16 protein-coding genes are annotated in these 16959 nt (G+C 58.1%); 10 read left to right on the forward strand and 6 right to left on the reverse strand.

Annotation, left to right across the window (positions count from 1 at the left end):
• Window positions 1-100: 100 nt before the first annotated feature.
• From QMZ18_RS17555 to QMZ18_RS17565, 3 genes are all read left to right on the forward strand, one after another.
• A complete protein-coding gene (locus tag QMZ18_RS17555) occupies window positions 101-1021 on the forward strand; it encodes a LysR family transcriptional regulator (RefSeq protein ID WP_282607628.1) in 921 nt (306 codons plus the stop codon).
• Window positions 1018-1908 (forward strand): DMT family transporter, encoded by an 891-nt coding sequence (locus QMZ18_RS17560; protein WP_282607629.1) that lies wholly within the window; start codon window positions 1018-1020, stop codon window positions 1906-1908. The genes QMZ18_RS17555 and QMZ18_RS17560 overlap by 4 nt, the downstream gene beginning before the upstream one ends.
• Before the next feature lie 489 nt (window positions 1909-2397).
• Window positions 2398-2883 carry a GNAT family N-acetyltransferase gene (locus QMZ18_RS17565; protein WP_282607630.1) on the forward strand — a complete coding sequence of 162 codons (486 nt, stop codon included), beginning with the start codon at window positions 2398-2400 and terminating at the stop codon, window positions 2881-2883.
• Window positions 2884-2898: 15 nt separating this feature from the next.
• On the opposite strand, the gene QMZ18_RS17570 is transcribed toward QMZ18_RS17565, so the two are convergent.
• From QMZ18_RS17570 to QMZ18_RS17585, 4 genes are all read right to left on the reverse strand, one after another.
• Window positions 2899-4974, reverse strand: a complete 2076-nt coding sequence (locus tag QMZ18_RS17570) for a hypothetical protein (protein ID WP_282607631.1) — start codon at window positions 4972-4974, stop codon at window positions 2899-2901.
• Window positions 4971-7757, reverse strand: coding sequence for a DUF4159 domain-containing protein (locus QMZ18_RS17575; protein WP_282607632.1), 2787 nt, complete (start codon window positions 7755-7757; stop codon window positions 4971-4973). The genes QMZ18_RS17570 and QMZ18_RS17575 overlap by 4 nt, the downstream gene beginning before the upstream one ends.
• Before the next feature lies 1 nt (window position 7758).
• Complete coding sequence (locus QMZ18_RS17580; RefSeq protein WP_282607633.1) at window positions 7759-8556, reverse strand: DUF58 domain-containing protein; 798 nt, start codon at window positions 8554-8556, stop codon at window positions 7759-7761.
• Between the two features lie 123 nt (window positions 8557-8679).
• Window positions 8680-9744, reverse strand: coding sequence for a MoxR family ATPase (locus QMZ18_RS17585; protein WP_282607634.1), 1065 nt, complete (start codon window positions 9742-9744; stop codon window positions 8680-8682).
• Between the two features lie 21 nt (window positions 9745-9765).
• On the opposite strand from QMZ18_RS17585, the gene QMZ18_RS17590 reads away from it, so the two are divergent.
• The 4 genes from QMZ18_RS17590 (at window position 9766) to QMZ18_RS17605 (ending at window position 12623) form a co-directional block, all read left to right on the forward strand.
• On the forward strand, window positions 9766-10356 hold the full coding sequence (locus QMZ18_RS17590; RefSeq protein WP_282607635.1) for a DUF1285 domain-containing protein: 591 nt from the start codon (window positions 9766-9768) through the stop codon (window positions 10354-10356).
• Window positions 10357-10469: 113 nt separating this feature from the next.
• Complete coding sequence (locus QMZ18_RS17595) at window positions 10470-11036, forward strand: CoA pyrophosphatase (protein WP_322097238.1); 567 nt, start codon at window positions 10470-10472, stop codon at window positions 11034-11036.
• Window positions 11026-11292: a hypothetical protein gene (locus QMZ18_RS17600; RefSeq protein ID WP_282607637.1), complete on the forward strand. Its 267-nt coding sequence runs from the start codon at window positions 11026-11028 to the stop codon at window positions 11290-11292. Before QMZ18_RS17595 ends, QMZ18_RS17600 begins: the two co-directional genes overlap by 11 nt.
• 56 nt (window positions 11293-11348) lie before the next feature.
• Window positions 11349-12623 carry a CCA tRNA nucleotidyltransferase gene (locus QMZ18_RS17605; protein WP_282607638.1) on the forward strand — a complete coding sequence of 425 codons (1275 nt, stop codon included), beginning with the start codon at window positions 11349-11351 and terminating at the stop codon, window positions 12621-12623.
• Window positions 12624-12635: 12 nt separating this feature from the next.
• Here the strand turns inward: QMZ18_RS17605 and hemF are convergent, their stop codons facing one another.
• On the reverse strand, window positions 12636-13517 hold the full coding sequence (gene hemF / locus QMZ18_RS17610; RefSeq protein WP_282607639.1) for an oxygen-dependent coproporphyrinogen oxidase: 882 nt from the start codon (window positions 13515-13517) through the stop codon (window positions 12636-12638).
• A gap of 60 nt (window positions 13518-13577) precedes the next feature.
• Entirely contained in the window at window positions 13578-14021 is a 444-nt protein-coding gene (locus QMZ18_RS17615; RefSeq protein WP_282607640.1) for a tRNA (cytidine(34)-2'-O)-methyltransferase, read from the reverse strand.
• Window positions 14022-14251: 230 nt separating this feature from the next.
• Between QMZ18_RS17615 and petA the strand changes: the two genes are divergently transcribed.
• The 3 genes from petA to QMZ18_RS17630 are packed head-to-tail and all read left to right on the forward strand — an operon-like array spanning window position 14252 to window position 16949.
• A complete protein-coding gene (gene petA / locus QMZ18_RS17620) occupies window positions 14252-14809 on the forward strand; it encodes a ubiquinol-cytochrome c reductase iron-sulfur subunit (protein WP_282607641.1) in 558 nt (185 codons plus the stop codon).
• A 14-nt stretch (window positions 14810-14823) separates the two neighbouring features.
• Window positions 14824-16089 (forward strand): cytochrome b N-terminal domain-containing protein, encoded by a 1266-nt coding sequence (locus QMZ18_RS17625; RefSeq protein WP_282607642.1) that lies wholly within the window; start codon window positions 14824-14826, stop codon window positions 16087-16089.
• On the forward strand, window positions 16086-16949 hold the full coding sequence (locus QMZ18_RS17630; protein WP_282607643.1) for a cytochrome c1: 864 nt from the start codon (window positions 16086-16088) through the stop codon (window positions 16947-16949). Before QMZ18_RS17625 ends, QMZ18_RS17630 begins: the two co-directional genes overlap by 4 nt.
• Window positions 16950-16959 lie beyond the last annotated feature (10 nt).

Consider the following 16959-nt stretch of genomic DNA (forward strand, 5'->3'; position numbering starts at 1 on the left):
CTCATGATCCTGACCTCACATCTCTACGCAGAGATGGTGTGTTTCCCAAGGACGCGTTATATGTTCACGTGGAATTAGTTTGTTTCTCTGAGGAAACGATATGATCGATGATCTGGCCAGCATGGCCATCTTCGCCCGCGTGATCGAAGCCGGAGGGTTTTCCAAGGCGGCCCGGGATCTCGGCGTCAGCAAATCGTCGGTTTCCAAACAGGTTAGCCGGCTGGAAGACCGCCTGGGTGTGCGCCTGCTCAACCGGACAACCCGACGTTTATCACTGACGGAAGCGGGGGCGGCCTTCTACGAAGGATGCCAGCGGGTTCTTACAGAAGCGGAATCGGCCAAAGAGGCTGTGTCTCATCTGGCCTCAGCGCCGCGCGGTGAGCTTAAGGTCAATGCCCCTATGTCTTTCGGAATTATGCACTTGGGGCCGGCCTTGCCGGAGTTTCTGGAGCGTTTCCCCGAATTGAATGTGCAGATGGTTCTGAACGATCGGGTGGTCGATTTGATTGATGAGGGGTTCGATGTCGGCGTACGAATCACCCGCATGCTGGATTCCAGCCTGATCGCGAGGCGGCTTGCGCCCAATCGTCTTGTTGCCTGCGCTGCGCCATCGTATCTAAAAAAACACGGAACACCGCGCCAACCGGACGATCTGAAGCGGCACAATTGCCTTGGCTACAGCTACTCCAAGACGCCCGGTACCTGGCACTTTCGAGATGACGCAGGACGCCACAAAGTGAACGTGAGAGGAAGGTTTACAGCCAACAACGGTGACGTCATACAGGCTGCATTGCTTGCCGGTTGCGGGATCGCAATTCAGCCCAGCTTCATTGCTGGAGACAGTTTGCGCAGTGGCCGGCTGGTTAGACTGTTTGAGCCCTATCAGGTCGGCGATGAATCCTCTGTCCATGCCGTGTTTCCGGCCAACCGCAACCTCTCGCCCAAAGTGCGGGTTTTTGTCGATTTTCTGGTCGAACGATTCGGTGATGCCCCCTATTGGGATGCAGGCATTTGGGAGTGAAGCTTGACAGGTCATTGCTGCCCGGCTTTGCGGTGGCGACATCAGCGGTGCTTTGGGGCCTTTGGTGGATCCCGTTGCGTTGGCTTGATGACCACGGCCTAAGGGGGGACTGGGCCAGTTTTATGATTTTCGGTCTTGCGTCGCTGACGCTCGGGCCGTTCGTCTGGCGTCGGCGCGGGCTCTCCGATCAGATTTTACCACTCCTGGCGATAGGCGTTCCCCTCGGCGTCACCATGGTGCTGTGGAATCATGCCGTCATCAACGGCAACGTCATCCGCGTGGTTCTGCTGTTCTACCTTTCGCCGGTATGGGCCAGTTTCATGGGACGGTTCATGTTAGGAGCGCCGATCCCTTTGACACGATGGATTGCGATCGCGCTGGGATTGGCCGGGGCCGCTGTCATCCTACAACTCGACCTCTTAGCATCCGATACTGTGTCTGCAGCTTATTCTCTCGCCGATGTTATGGCGCTCCTCTCGGGTGTCTGTTTTGCCCTCGCGGCGACCACAACCCGGATGCACGGTTCGGTGCGGGAGCTTGATAAGACCTTTGTGTCTGTCTTCGTGGCTGCGGGCGCCGCGCTGCTCTTTGTTGTTTTAACCGACACACCGCCGCCTTCGAAGGATGTTGGATCACTGGTGGCGGTGGCTTTGGCTGTTGCACTGATTTTTCTGCTGCCGACCACAGCTCTGCTGCTCTGGGGGGCTGCGCTGCTGGATCCGGGCCGCGTTGCAATCCTGCTGTTGCTAGAGGTCGTTGCTGCGGCACTTAGTTCGTCTTTGCTCGCCTCGGAACCTCTTGGCTTACGAGAATTGCTTGGGTGTGCACTGATTCTATGTGCGGGATTGATGGAAGCGGTGCCTGCGTTCCGGCCTACCCAGGCCTGAATACGGCATTTCAGATGCTTCGACCTTTTTAAGGGTTTTAGTGCAAATCGTGTTTCGGACACTCTTCCAATTAGCTGGAGTGCGATCGTTCCCGACTGTTTTCGTCAAGGACATCACACACTGGATGCGGGCCGAATCCTCGAAATTGCCTGGATCAAAGCGCTTGGACTTTTTTGCGAGGTGTGATAATCGAGAAATGAGAGCGAAAACTAAGGTTTGATTTAGATGTCCCTTAGCGGAAAATTGCGACGACGATGCCGACGCCAGTGCGCTTTGCGCACAGGGCGCCGTTCTGTCGCGATTCTGCGCTAATTCCTGCGATTTAGAGCCGGAAAGCAACGAAAGACAGCGGTCCCAAACGAACGACTTTCGTTGATCAACCGCCGCTGGCGGTCAGAGGGATGCAGACAAATGACCTTCGAGACTTTCTCAAACGCTTCATCGCAAATTCCTTTTAAAATTTCTCCGCAACCGGGATATGCGGAACCTATGATCGAGGATCTGCTGGACCGGACCTTCGGATCCGAGCGGCAGGAAAAGACGGTCTATCGTCTCCGTGAGGGCTTGCCGGCCGTTGAAGGCCTGTCTTTTATCGCCGAAGGCGGCCAAGGAGAGCTCATCGCTTCGTTGCGTTTCTGGGCGGTGTCGATTTCCGGAGAACCTGCAATTCTACTTGGCCCCTTGGCTGTCGAACCACGATATCAGGGCCAAGGCATGGGGCGGGCTTTGGTGGCTTGGGGGCTTAAAGCGGCGAAACAGCAGGGCCATCGGTTGTGCCTGGTCGTGGGTGAACCTGCATATTATGCGCCTTATGGTTTCATACCGGCATGTCCCAACGGCCTGATTCTGCCTGGGCCTGTCGATCCGGAGAGATTTCAGGTGCTGGAGCTGGTCGCTGGGGCCATCGAAGGGATTCGGGGCGTGATTGAGCGGGCACCGGAAATCGAACCTTCAGCCAGTTCGGATGTCGCTTAACCGAATCTACGGGTCTCAGTGACCTTCGCGGAACCAAGCTGCGATGGCGCCGCCGACCAACAGAAGCAGCAGGGCGATCGCCGGCAGCAGCGGGACCTGGTTCACGCCGGTTACAACGTAGCCTTGCGCATCCCGGATACCGAGCCACGTCGTTCCGAACTGATCTCTGCTCGGTCTGACCTTACGTAGGCCCGGCGTGTTGTTCTTGGCCAGGCGGATCGCGGTGCCGCCGCTATCTTTCATCAGAGCTTGCATTGGACCGGCGCTGGAAAGGGCATTCTCGAATTCACGCGGGTTGAGGGGGCCGGCAGCCGTTACCGCAGAGAGAACGCCGTCTGTGATCCGGTAAAGGCCGGCCTCTTCCGCATCGATCGACGCACGGGCGACGCCGTCGTCTCCCGGTTCCAGCGTGACTTTCTGCTGCTTGCCAGAGGGAAAGGCGACATCGATCTCCGGATTGTCGATCACAAGCGACCGGCGCGTAATCTGAAGGCGCCCATCGACCACACTTGCGCGAAGGTCTTCTTCCTCCAGCTCGGGTTCCTTCATCAGCCAATGAGAGATACGGCGCAGAAGTTCGGCCTGAGGGCCACCGCCGTCGAAGCCGCGCGACCAGAGCCACATATGGTCGCTCATGAACTGGGCAACCCGGCCTTCGCCGACGCGATCGAGAACGAGTAGAGGGCGATCGTCGAGCCCGCTCATCACGATCGAGCCGCGCAGAGAATCACCGCTGATATGCCGGAACCACTGTCCCCATTCCGGCGGGTCGTTGGCTTTGCGTCCACCGAGAGTCGCCGTAACCGGGTGACGTTCACCCAGTTCGGTGATTTTGGGACGGTAGGCGGCCTCTTGAATATCGCCGGTGGGTTCGACTGGCAGGATGCGGCCCAGCGGTGTGCGGTAAAGCGACAGAGGGGTGGCGAAGGTTGGGCCGACGGCCTCCAGCAGCGCCCCGCCTCGCTCCACGTAGCGCGCAATATTGTCGAGATAGATCGATGGCAGGACGCCCCTGCGGCGGTAGCGGTCGAAAATCACCAGATCGAACTCATCGAGTTTGAGTTCGAAGAGCTCCCGTGTGGGAAAGGCGATCAGGGAAAGCTCCCGGATCGGTGTGCCGTCTTGCTTTTCCGGTGGCCGCAGGATGGTGAAATGGACGAGATCTACCGAGGGATCAGATTTCAGGATGTTGCGCCAGGCGCGCTCACCTGCATGGGGTTCACCCGACACCAGCAGAACACGCAGCCGGTCGCGCACGCCGTCAACGGAAACGGCGGTGCGATTATTGGCCAGGGACAGTTCACCGGCGAGGGTGGACGCCTCGATTTCCAGCACGCTCGGACCGCGGTGCTCCAGCTCGAATGCAATCTCCTGCTCGATGCCGACGGGAACGCGCACGCTCCGTGCTTCTTGCCCGTCCTGGCGGATTTTCAGTTCGACAAGTCCGTTCGGCTGACTGCTGCCGATGTCTTCCACGATCAGCCTGAGACTCTGCGGCTGACCCACAATCCCGAAGCCGGGCGCTTGGACAACGCTCAGCCGCCGGTCGAATTCGCGTTCTTCGCCGCTGAGCAGCAGGTGTACCGGCGCTTCGATGCCGAGCGCAGAGAGGTTTTCCGGCACATCATGGATCTGGCCGTCGCTCATGACGATGACACCGGAAACCTGTTGTCGCGAGACACTTGAGAGGGCTTCACCCAGTGCGGAAAAGAGCTTGGTGCCGTCCTGTTCGATCCCAATGGCGTCCGCGCCCGCCCGGATTACGCGGACTTCGGTGCCTTCAAGTGCCTCGAGCTTCTCCAGCGTGTGAGCGAGAGCAGCTTCGGTTTGCTGCGGTCGCGGGCCGATACCCTGGCTTTGGCTTTCATCGACCACGACAAAGACAATGTCATTGAGGGAGGCACGCTGCTCTTCGACTGCCGAGGGATTGGCGAGAGCAAGTAACAGTCCACCAAGCGCAAGAACGCGCCAAATGCTGCCCTTGGCCCGTCGGAACAGACTGAAAGTCACCAGTAAGACCGACAGAGCGCCGACAGCAGCCAGGAGCTCCCATGGCAACAGCGGTGCCCAATGTATCGAGACGGCGTTCATTGGCCGAGGCGCTCCAGAATGAAGGGAATATGCACCTGATCCGCCTTGTAATTGCCGGTCAGTGCATACATCACCAGATTGACACCGAAGCGATAGGCCATTTCCCGCTGTGCTTCCTTGCCGGGAACCACAGGCAGGATGGGCCGCCCCAGATCGGTGATCGCCCAGGCTCCCGCCCAGTCGTTACTGCCGACGATCACCCGCGCTACACCGTCATTTGCCTGACTTTCGCTGGTCTCGATCCAGAGGTTTCCGCCGGCGTAGCGACCCGGAAACTCCTGCATCAGATAAAAGGATTTGCGCAGCACGTGTTCCGGCGGCACCGGTTCCAGCGAGGGGATGTTTACATCCGAGGTCAGTCTCTGCAGAGCCAGGTTGGTCTGGCTCTGCTGCCCTTGAATGCGAGCCGTCGCGCTTGGGTCGCGTAAATCAAAGAGAATCGTTCCGCCGTTATTCAGGTAATCGTTCAGCTTGCGGACCGCGTCCGGGCTGGGGCTTCGCTGATCGGTCGTTATGGGCCAGTAGAGCAGTGGAAAGAAAGCAAGCTCGTCACGCTCGATGTTTACGCCCAGCGGGGCGCCGGCCTCGACCGACGTCCGGCGGCGCAGGATGCGGGTCAAACCCTGCAGGCCCGCTTCGCTGATGCCATCCACGCGTTCCGCTCCCGTGAGCACGAAGGCCAGGCGGGTTTCCAAAGTGGCTTCCAACGCGCGGCCTTCATCGACGAGACTCTGTGCGCGTGCGTCGCCGGCAAGAAGGCCGCCGGACGCGATGCCGAGGCTCACAGCGATCGCAGTTGCCGCGGAGGGCATCTGGGGGCGCACAAGGCCACGCATAAAGAGTGACAACAGCATATCAGCGAGTGCAAGAATCAGGGCGGCCAGCAGCAACCAGGGCTTCAGATCAATCTCCTCACTCTTACTGTATGATGCCGCCTCGACACCACTAATTACGCCAAGAGGTTCGAGTGCGGGCAGATGATTGGCAAGGTTGTGGGCGATTCTCTGCTTCGCGTCTTCACCGTAAAAACCTGGGGGGTGATTCGGATCAACGGCAACACCGCCGGCCGGAGCCGCAGTATCTGGCGTATCAGCCGTCTCGGGTTGAGTTGCGGCGGGTAACGGCATAACGCTCGCGCCTGGTGACACAAGCCTTCCGAATCCATTCATGACTTCTAGCGGCGGCAGCGGAATGCTGTTTGCATTGCCGTCGGCCACGCCTTGGCTGACCGCAACGATCCGCCGGAGCATGTCCACGAACAACCCGGACAGTGCGAGGTTCGACCAGTCCGTATTTGCGGTAGTGTGGACCAAAACTACCCAACCTTTATCGCGCGGATCAGCGGTGATGAGTGGCGTGCCGTCACTCAGGCGGGCCCAGGTTTTTTCGCCAAGCTCCAACGAAGGTTCGGCCAGAACCTGACGCTCCACGGTGACTTCACCGGCTATATCCAAGCCGGCGAAAGGAGTCCCAGCCGCGAAGTCGGAAAGCGTCGCAGGACTGTCCCAGGTGAGCGCGCCGCCCAGGATGCGGTCGCCGCCGCGCAGCCGGACCGGGAGCAGATCGTCATCGTTGTCCGCCGCCATCCTGGGACCAGCAAATCGCAGCAGCAGGCCGCCGCTCTCGACCCAGTTGCCGAGCCGATCGCTTTCATCAGTCGTCAAGTTACCGATGTCGGGGAGAGCGAGCACCGCAAGTTTGCGGGCGAGGAGTTCGTCAATGCTGCCCTGTCTGACCTCACTGTAGGGCTCCAGCGCCCGCTGAAGGTAGTAAACTTCGCTGAGCAGGGGTTGGGATTGCTGTGCACTTCCCGCGGTGACCAGGCCAACCGGACGACGCCGGGAGGATTCGTCAAGCAGATAAGTGGCAGCCGCAGAGCTTTCGCTCTCAAGGGAAAGTTGGGTTACCCGGTTTCGCAGCTCCGTGGGTAGCCGCAGTCTGAGTTCAGCCGTTTTGTCACCCGATTGGAATGCGACCGCTTCACGCGCCACGATCGTGCCACCCTCAGCCAACGCGGTCAGGGTCAGATTTTCGATACCTTCGCTTGAAGCCCGTTCAACCGGAACCACCAACTCCAGGCCATCATCGCCGGGCTTCCGAACAATCTTTGCCAAAGCGCCGGCCTGATCTTGCAAAACCGTTACGTCTCCGAAGGCCTGCAATCTTTCTGCGAAGGCGTTGCTGTCAGCATCCGCCAATCCGTCGGACAGCCATACAATATAGGCGGAACCTTCGAGATCCTGGGATTCGAGAGTCTCTAGTGCAGCGAGCCGGTCGACCTGCCAGGGATGGGGCTGAATGCCCTGCGCCAACTCCCTCGCCTCGCCAGCCGGCAGCAGGGGCGAGAGGTCAGCACGGCTTTCCGGTGACCGTTTGGCAGTCCGCAGCAGCACGACGGCTCGGTCTTCGCGTTCTGCGCGGTCGATCACTTCGACCATTGCGTTGACCTTGCCATCCCAGTTTTTTGCAGCCGCCCAGCCGTTATCGATGACCAGGACGACAGGACCATTGCCGGGCAGCTGCGCCGCGGGATTTATCAGGGGTTGGGCGAGGCCGAAAATGATCAGCAAGATGATCAGCATGCGCAAGAGGATCAGCCATAGCGGCGTTCGTGCCGGTGTTTCTTCGGGCGGGTCCAGCCCAAGCAGCAGCCGAACGGCTGGAAAGGCGAGCGTTTTTGGTGCCGGCGGCGTCACTCGCAGTAGAAACCAAATGAGGGGCAGGCCGATGAGAGTTGCAAGCAGCCAGGGTTGGGTGAAGGCGAGAAGACCGAGATCAAGCATATTAGCGCCCCCGGTCCTGGGTCATGGCCAGATAAAGCGCTAACAAGGCTGTGTTGGGTGATTTGTCGGTTCGATGCGCCGAATAGCCCCAATCCAGGCGGCGCGCGATTTCACCCAGGCCTTCGCATTGCGCCTTGAAACGCTTGCGATAGGGCTCGCGCACGGATTCCACGCGTGACAACAACCAGGATTGCTCGCCTTCCAGTCCTTCGAAGCGTGTTCTGCCGTCGTAGGGCAGAAGCTCTTCGGCAGGATCGAGAACCTGAAGCAAGTGTCCCTTTACGCCACGCGCGGCGTAGCTTCGGGCGGCATCTTCGATTTCGTCCAGAGGCGAGAGGAAGTCGCCGATCATCACAACCTGAGCGAAGCGGGGCAGGGGCAGGACCGGCGGCAGACCGTTGTTTTCTCGATCACCGCGGTCGATGACTTTTGCCAGGCGCTCCAAAGTCGTTTTCCCGTTAGAAGGCCGGAGGTCGGAGCCAAGGAAGGTGACGAATTCGCCACCCCGGATCAACAGAACGGAGAGAGCGAGGGCCAGAATATCGGCGCGTCGTCGCTTTTCGGGTAGTTCGGGCGAGGAGGTCCAGGACATCGATGGCGAGGTGTCACGCCAGATCCAGACGGACTGCGCCGCCTCCCATTCCATTTCACGAACGAACACGCGATCGGACTTGGCGGATTGACGCCAATCGATTGATTGAGGGGAATCTCCTGTTTCATAGCGGCGGAATTGCCAAAAGGTCTCGCCCTGACCAACGCGACGGCGACCGTGCACACCTTGGGCTACAGTGGTTGCCACATGTTCTGCCTCGACCAAAAGCGGCGGCAAAGCGGATGCAATCTGCTCTGCTCTTTGCTGGATTGGCAGTCTCACTCTCGGCGTGATGGCCAGCGTCGGTCTCCTATTCAGGCCTCGAGGGCTCTATTTGAAGCGGGCAATCAGCCGCGCGATGACATCGTCGATCGAGACGCCGTCGGCGCGGGCGGTGAAATTCAGGCTCATTCTGTGACGTAAAACAGGCGCCGCGAGCTCGACCACGTCATCCATCGAGGGAGAGAGCCGCCCGTCTAGTACGGCGCGGGCCCGGATGGCGAGCATTAGTGCCTGACTGGCACGCGGGCCCGGACCCCAGGCGATCTGCTCGCCCAGTTCGGGGATTGAGCTGGATTCGGGGCGGCCGTCACGAACCAATGCCAAAACCGCATCGACAATTCCGTCAGCGACGGGGACGCGCCGCACAACTCTTTGGGCGGAAAGCAGTTCGTCTGCACTCATGATACCGGTTGCTTCAACGGTTTCGGCGCCTGTCGTCGCCAACAACATCTGCCGTTCGGCCTCCAGATCCGGGTACCCGACATCGATTTCCATAATAAAGCGGTCCAGCTGGGCTTCGGGCAGAGGGTAGGTGCCTTCCTGTTCCAGTGGGTTCTGGGTTGCCAGAACATGGAACGGGCGCGGCAGGTCGTGGGGAACACCCGCGACGGTGACCTGACGTTCCTGCATGGCCTGCAGCAACGCTGATTGGGTACGCGGACTGGCACGGTTGATCTCGTCTGCCATCAGCAACTGGCCGAACACCGGGCCCGGGATGAAGCGGAAGGAGCGTTTACCGCTTTCGCTTTCCTCGAGGACTTCAGATCCCAGGATATCCGCTGGCATCAGATCGGGGGTGCACTGAACGCGTTTGTCGTCCAATCCGAAGACCGTGCCTAATGTTTCCACCAGCCTGGTTTTGGCCAGTCCAGGTACGCCGATCAAAAGTGCGTGACCACCGGCCAAAAGAGTAATCAGAGTGCGGTCGACGACATCCTGTTGCCCGAAAATGACTCGTCCAATACTCTCTCGCGCAGAGTGCAGTCGGTGCCCAAGTGCGTCGATGTCTTCGGCAAGTTGTTCCGCTGTCGCGATGTCGGTAGGGACTGAAGGGTTGGCTGCCACTCTGTTCGACTCCCACTTGATGCGGCCCGGGTCTATGATACCGGACATCAGGCTTCAGGACGGCAGGTTATGACCTCGGATACGACACGACCAACCGATGATACTCAAAAGATAGGTGTTTCTGATGCGCCTGACCAGTCGTCTGACGCCCCGAATCCGTCGACGATGACGCCAAGTCTTCCATTTTGCGGTGATTTCGACATTCGAATAGCCCGCGACGGCACTTGGTTCCACCAAGGCTCGCCAATTGGGCGTAAGCCGTTGGTAAAACTCTTTTCCACGGTTCTCAGGCGCGAAGACGATGGCGAGTACTGGCTGGTTACGCCGGTCGAACGCGGGCGGGTTATCGTCGAGGACGCGCCCTTTACGGCTGTAGAGTTTTCCGTATCGGGAAGCGGAAAAGATCAAGCCCTGCGCTTTCGCACCAATGTGGACACCTGGGTCGAACTGGACTCCGAACATCCGTTAAGGATCGCCGTAGATAGTGAAACCGGTGAGCCGAGGCCCTATATTTTGGTTCGGGACCGCCTGGAGGCCCTGATTCTCCGGTCGGTTTATTATGGATTGGCGGAACTCGCCATTGAGGAGACCATGGAGCAAGGCAAACGTTTCGGCCTGTGGAGCAGCGGTAGCTTTTTTCCGCTGGATGACGCTGCGTGAACGCTGAATCGGCCAAACTACACGTGACCGCCACCGAAATCCTTCGGCGCTTTGATGGCCTTGGAAGTCCTGGTCGGCGTACTTCTCAGTCATTGCTTGTCCCATCGGCTTCTCTGCGACCCGGTGACCGGCCGCGAGGTGACCATGACCTTAATCCGGACATGTATGAGCCTGCAGAAAAGCTTACCCAGGCCGCCGTTCTGATTCCCATCGTTGAACGCAGCGAAGGCCTGACCGTACTACTGACCAAACGGACAGCTCATCTGCATGATCACGCCGGTCAGATTTCTTTTCCCGGTGGCCGGGTGGACCCCGGGGACAATGGACCCGAATCCACCGCCTTGCGGGAAACAGAAGAAGAAATTGGCTTGGCTCGGGAGCATATCCGTCTGGTTGGCCAGCTGGACACCTATGTGACGCGGACCGGGTTTGAAATATCGCCGCTGGTCGGATTGGTCAGGCCGCCATTCGACCTGAAACCTGATGATTTTGAGGTTGCCGAAGTGTTCGAAGTCCCGCTTGGCTTCATTCTTGATCCTGCGAGCCAGCAGCGTCAAAGCCGGATGTTCCAAGGGGCGCTGCGGCATTTTTACGTTTTCCCCTATGATAACTATTACATCTGGGGAGCAACGGCGGGCATGCTCGTTAATCTGACGGAGGTTTTGCGGCATGCTGACTAGGATATTCGTTGCTCTTCTTCTCTTTCTGATCCCATTTTTGCTGTATCTGCTCTACGCCAAGACGAAACGTCGTTTGGAAGGTGCCGCTTCATCAGAAGCGATGACCCCCTGGCTAATGCTGGTTCTCTCAGGTCTGGTTATTGCGACGGGCGGAATTATCGCCATCGGTGTCCTTTTTGATCATGATCGGGACGTTAAGGTTCGTCCGCCGGCTTATGTCGATGGCGAGATTATCCCGGCCGGACCTGTGGAGTGATTTCGATAAATGCGCGACCGCCGGATGACTGAACGAGGCAGGCTCCGGGGCGTGACATGAGTAAGATGCAATCGCAAGACCGGCTTCCCCTGCAGCCCTGGATGACCTCTCGCGCAACCTCTGCATTGCTGAAGGCGCTGGAAGCCAATGGGAGCGAAGTCCGCTTCGTCGGTGGATGTGTCCGGGATGCGATCAAGGGTTTCCCGATTAAGGATATTGACTTGGCGACACCCGATCGGCCGGAAAAGGTTGTCTATCTGCTTGAATCGGCCGGGCTAAAGGCAATCCCCACTGGCATCGACCACGGAACGGTAACCGCCATTTCCCACGGCGAAAGCTATGAAGTAACAACCCTTCGGGAAGATGTCGAAACCGATGGCCGGCGCGCAAAAGTGGCCTATACGGACGATTGGGTGCGTGACGCGGCGCGGCGGGACTTGACCATCAACGCCTTGTCCTGCCGGTCGGACGGTACCTTGTTCGATCCTTTCGACGGCCTCGAAGACCTTCGCAATGGCAGGGTCAGATTTGTCGGCAACGCGAGTGAACGGATAACCGAAGATTATCTCAGGCTGCTCCGGTTCTTTCGCTTTCACGCATTTTATGGTGCGGGCGAACTGGATGGGGAGGGCTTGGCCGCAGCGAAACAGCTGGCACCAAATCTTACGAGCCTTTCGGGTGAGCGTGTGCGAGTTGAACTACTGCGGTTGCTTTCGACGGGCGATCCTTTGTCGACTCTGGCGTCGATGCTTAATGCCGGCGTGACAGCGATCCTATTGCCTGAAGCCCGGAACGATACTGCAATCCTTAAGGCTTTAATGAAGGTTGAGGAGGTTCCTGACGCGTTGCTCCGGTTGGCAGCTCTTCTCGACGGTGGTGCGCGGGAGGCTGCAGCGGTTGCCGAACGTCTCCGATTCTCACGTGCCCAAACCGACCGCTTGGTGGCCGTGCGAACGGCAGGGGATGATCTCAGTGATTATCCGCCAAAAGTAGGTAGCGATGTCGGAGTTATCCGCCAGGCACTCTACGATCTGGGTGTTGGCTTGACAGGCGATATCCTACGCCTGGATTGGGCAGTGACCAACGCTGGTCATTTAAATCCGGACCTTGATGCTTTGAATGCCAATCTTGCCGTCGGCCAAGCTTGGGAACATCCTGTCTTTCATTTGCGCGGGCGGGATGCTCTTAAAATCGGCTTTGAGACGGGACCTCAACTCGGCGATGCTCTGGACCGCGTAGAGATTTGGTGGCGGAAGGCAGATTTCGAGCCTCAGCGCGAGGACTGCCTTAAGCAACTGAAATTAGAACTGTCAAACACCCGGAAGCGATAGTTCAAACGGCTCTTACGGCCAGGCAGCCTCAGGGGGAAGTGACATCAGGATTGCCTCAACATTGCCGCCGGTTTTCAGACCAAATTGAGTTCCGCGATCGTAAACCAGGTTAAATTCCGCATAGCGCCCACGGCGAAAAAGCTGATGCCTGCGTTGCTCGTCGCTCCAGGGGCGTTCCATATGCCGTCGTACCAGCAGTGGGTAGATATCCAGAAAAGCCCGTCCAACGTCCTGGGTGAAGGCGAAGTCGGCGTTCCAGTCACCGCTATCTAGATTGTCGTAGAAAATGCCGCCTACACCCCGTGCTTCGTTGCGGTGCGGAATGAAGAAGTACTCGTCGCACCATTCCTTGAAGCGTGGATAGTACTCCGGATCGTGTTTATCACAGGCGACTTTGAGACGGTCGTGGAATTCGGCGGTGTCTTGTTCGTCCGGGTACATGGGGTTGAGGTCGCTACCCCCACCGAACCAGGATTTTGTAGTAACGATGAAGCGGGTGTTCATGTGAATGGCGGGCACCATTGGCGAATGCATATGCGCAACCAGCGAGATCCCGCTGGCCCAGAACCTGGGGTCTTCCTCTGCGCCGGGCATCTGCGCGCGGAACTCTTTCGAGAACTCACCCTTGACCGTCGAAATATTGACGCCGACCTTCTCGAACACGCGGCCACGCATCAGTGACATCTCGCCGCCACCGAAATCGCCGGTTTCACCCTCCTGTTCACGCAGCCAGGTTTTGCGCTCGAAGCGACCCGGCGCCTGTTCAGCAAGTTGTCCGGCATTTGTGCCAAGCAGATCGTCTTCGATCTGTTCAAAAGCACTGCAGATTTCGTCGCGAAGTTGTCTGAACCAGACGGTTGCAAGATCTTGTCGCTGTTCGGTCGTTGAGGTCATGATGATCCTTTTGGAAATCCGCCGGTCTGTCTTAAATAAATTGGCCTTAAAGCAATCGGTCTATTTTAACGCAACCTGCCTCAAGGCCTCGCCCACCACCATGGCGGCGCAGACGGCCACGTTCAAAGACCTGAACCCGGCCTTCATCGGCACCACGAGCTGCGCATCGGCCCGCTCATGAACCTCCGGTGGTACACCTGCGCTTTCCCGTCCAACCAACAGGCAATCGTCCGCGGCAAAGTCGAATTCGGTGTAAGGCGTGTCGGCCTTTGTGGTCAAGAGAACGATACGTCCACGGGGTTCTTCGAGGAAGCGTTGCCAGGATATGTGACGCGTCATATCGACGCCTTCAAGGTAATCCATTCCGGCGCGGCGAAGACGTTTGTCGTCCAGGATGAAGCCACAGGGCTCGATTATATCCACTGCCAGCCCGGTGCAGGCGGCGAGGCGCAGGAGTGTCCCGGTATTTTGCGGTATATCGGGTTGAAAGAGCGCAAGACGCATTGAAAGATTTTCCCACTTTTAAAGGCGTCACCGCCTTTGCCTTATGTTAGGTTTTCATCTATATCCCTGCCAAAGTACGATTCGGCAAGGGGTTGGTGCGACAGGGTGTCGCATCTTCGCCTGGGGGCTTAGCAATAGTATTAGTGGTGTTCTTTTACGTAACGTGCGAGATACGCCACAATATAACGGGCTGAAAACGCCCGAGAGGTGACCTTAAGAGGGAATTTAACATGGCAGCAGACAGCGCTCATGCCTCACAGCATTCGCCGGATGGGGAAGAAACCCGCCGCGACTTCCTTTATCTGGTAGCAGGCGCCATGGGGGCGGTCGGTACCGGCGCCTTCGCCTGGCCGCTGATTAATTCCATGAATCCGTCGGCTGATGTGCTGGCGCTTTCTTCGACCGAGGTGGATCTGACACCGATCGAGGTCGGGCAGAGCGTGACTGTGGTCTGGCGAGATAAACCGGTTTTCATCCGGCATCGCACGGAAGACGAAATTGCGGCCGCGAACGATGTGGCGATTAACGAATTGCCGGATCCGCAAACCGATGCAGACCGCGTAGTAAAGCCGGAATGGCTGATCGTTGGCGGTAACTGCACCCATTTGGGTTGCGTGCCTCTGGGGCAGAAGACTGGTGATGAAAAAGGCGAATACGACGGCTGGTTCTGTCCTTGCCACGGCTCTCATTACGATACTTCGGGCCGTATCCGCAAAGGCCCCGCGCCGCTGAACCTGCCGGTGCCGCCCGTCGAGTTCCTCGACGACACCACCATCAAGATTGGTTGAGGGGGAACGAGACCATGAGTAGTGGGCAGCCGTTTCAAACAAACAATGCCATCATCAAGTGGATCGATCACCGCCTACCGATCTTTTCGCTGACTAACGACACGCTGGTCGATTACCCAGCGCCACGAAATCTGAACTACTGGTGGAACTTCGGTTCCCTGGCCGGGCTTGCGCTGGTCGTGATGATTGTGACCGGGATTGTGCTGGCAATGCAGTACACGCCGCACGTTGACTACGCCTTCGACTCGGTAGAGCGCATCATGCGCGACGTGAACGGCGGCTGGCTGATTCGCTACATCCACATGAACATGGCGTCGTTCTTTTTCATTGCCGTGATCATTCACATCTTCCGGGGACTGTACTACGGCTCCTACAAAGCACCCCGCGAGATTCTCTGGATTCTCGGCGTCGTCATCTTTCTGCTGATGATGGCCACGGCCTTCATGGGGTATGTGCTTCCCTGGGGTCAGATGAGCTTCTGGGGCGCGACCGTGATCACCAACCTCTTCTCGGCGATCCCGCTGGTCGGAGAGAGCATCGTCACTTGGCTCTGGGGTGGATTTTCGGTCAATAATCCAACTTTGAATCGCTTCTTCGCCCTGCACTATCTTCTGCCCTTCGTCATCGTCGGTGTGGTCATTCTGCATATTTGGGCGCTGCATCGCTTCGGCTCGAACAATCCACTGGGCATCGACGCCAAGGGACCGCAGGACAAGATTCCGTTCCATCCCTACTACACGGTGAAGGATGCCTTCGGCGTTGGTGTTTTCCTTTTGATCTTTAGCGTCTTCCTGTTCTTCGCGCCGAACTTCCTGGGGCACCCTGACAACTACATCCCAGCGAACCCGCTTTCGACACCGGCGCATATCGTGCCCGAATGGTACTTCCTGCCGTTCTACGCAATTCTGCGATCTGTTCCGGATAAGCTTCTTGGGGTGGTGTTGATGTTTGCCTCGATCGGCATTCTCTTCATCCTGCCATGGCTGGACCGTTCGCCGGTACGCAGCTGTAAGTTCCGGCCGGTGTACAAATGGTTCTTCTGGGTTCTTCTGATTGCCTGCGTCGCACTTGGCTGGGCCGGTCAAGAAGCACCTGAAGGTGCACCGCTGTACATTAGTCGAGTAGCGACTGCTTATTACTTCTTTCACTTCCTCGTCCTTCTACCGTTGCTGGGGGTTATCGAACGACCGAAGCCTTTACCGGCCTCGATTGCGGAACCGGTCCTGGGCGGTGGAGAAGTTTGGAGCAACGCAGCAGCAAAGCCGATGGAGAAGGCATGATGAAGAAGCTGGTATTTGCTGCCGCTGCCGCAGCGGTCGCTATGAGCCTTGGTGCTGCGCAGGCGGCGGAGGGCATTCAAGCACCAAAGTCCACTTGGTCGTTCTCGGGCATCTTTGGAACCTTTGATCAGGCACAGTTGCAACGTGGCTATCAGGTCTACAAGGAAGTCTGTGCTGGCTGTCACGCGATGGATCTCATTGCCTTCCGTAACCTGGCCGAACTGGGGTACAATGAGGATGAGGTCAAAGCGATCGCCGCCGAGTACGACGTGACCGATGGTCCCGATGATGAGGGTGAGATGTTTGATCGGCCAGCACGGCCTTCGGACTATTTCCCGAATCCATTCCCCAACGCAAAGGCAGCGGCAGCATCGAATGGCGGATCTGTGCCGCCGGATCTGTCTTTGATGGCGAAAGCACGCGCCGCCGGCCCCGATTACCTCAAGGCAATGCTGATGGGGTACGAGGAGGACGTTCCCGAATCTGTGTTGCAGCAGATCTTCGAGATTGAAACGGAAAAGAATCGAAAGCGGGCGGAAGAAATTGGGCTGACTGACTACAATCGCGTTGAGAGCGTCGAGGATCTGGGACTCCCCGACACCTCAAGCTTTAACGCCTATTTCCCTGGCTACGGGATTGCCATGGCGGCGCCGTTGGGTGACGAAGCGGTGGAATATGCTGACGGTACGCCGGCCACTCTGGAAAATCACGCTGCTGACGTTGCGGCCTTTTTGATGTGGACTGCCGAACCGGCGCTGGACGATCGGAAGCAGATGGGGATTAAGGTCATCATCTTCCTCCTTATTTTCTCGGGCGTGCTTTATGCCGCAAAACGTAAGTGCTGGGCTGATCTGCATTAAGATCCGACAG

It is taken from the genome of Pelagibius sp. Alg239-R121, from assembly GCF_947331435.1.
Lineage (GTDB): Bacteria > Pseudomonadota > Alphaproteobacteria > Kiloniellales > Kiloniellaceae > Denitrobaculum.

Excerpts from the sequence above, each read along its gene's own strand:
- QMZ18_RS17570 (WP_282607631.1), bottom strand. The coding sequence starts at position 4,974 with ATGAACGCCGTCTCGATACATTGGGCACCGCTGTTGCCATGGGAGCTC.
- QMZ18_RS17585 (WP_282607634.1), bottom strand. The coding sequence starts at position 9,744 with ATGTCCGGTATCATAGACCCGGGCCGCATCAAGTGGGAGTCGAACAGA.
- QMZ18_RS17575 (WP_282607632.1), bottom strand. The coding sequence starts at position 7,757 with ATGCTTGATCTCGGTCTTCTCGCCTTCACCCAACCCTGGCTGCTTGCA.
- QMZ18_RS17555 (WP_282607628.1), top strand. The coding sequence starts at position 101 with ATGATCGATGATCTGGCCAGCATGGCCATCTTCGCCCGCGTGATCGAA.
- QMZ18_RS17625 (WP_282607642.1), top strand. The coding sequence starts at position 14,824 with ATGAGTAGTGGGCAGCCGTTTCAAACAAACAATGCCATCATCAAGTGG.
- QMZ18_RS17605 (WP_282607638.1), top strand. The coding sequence starts at position 11,349 with ATGAGTAAGATGCAATCGCAAGACCGGCTTCCCCTGCAGCCCTGGATG.
- QMZ18_RS17590 (WP_282607635.1), top strand. The coding sequence starts at position 9,766 with ATGACCTCGGATACGACACGACCAACCGATGATACTCAAAAGATAGGT.
- QMZ18_RS17600 (WP_282607637.1), top strand. The coding sequence starts at position 11,026 with ATGCTGACTAGGATATTCGTTGCTCTTCTTCTCTTTCTGATCCCATTT.
- petA (WP_282607641.1), top strand. The coding sequence starts at position 14,252 with ATGGCAGCAGACAGCGCTCATGCCTCACAGCATTCGCCGGATGGGGAA.
- QMZ18_RS17630 (WP_282607643.1), top strand. The coding sequence starts at position 16,086 with ATGATGAAGAAGCTGGTATTTGCTGCCGCTGCCGCAGCGGTCGCTATG.
- QMZ18_RS17565 (WP_282607630.1), top strand. The coding sequence starts at position 2,398 with ATGATCGAGGATCTGCTGGACCGGACCTTCGGATCCGAGCGGCAGGAA.
- QMZ18_RS17615 (WP_282607640.1), bottom strand. The coding sequence starts at position 14,021 with ATGCGTCTTGCGCTCTTTCAACCCGATATACCGCAAAATACCGGGACA.
- hemF (WP_282607639.1), bottom strand. The coding sequence starts at position 13,517 with ATGACCTCAACGACCGAACAGCGACAAGATCTTGCAACCGTCTGGTTC.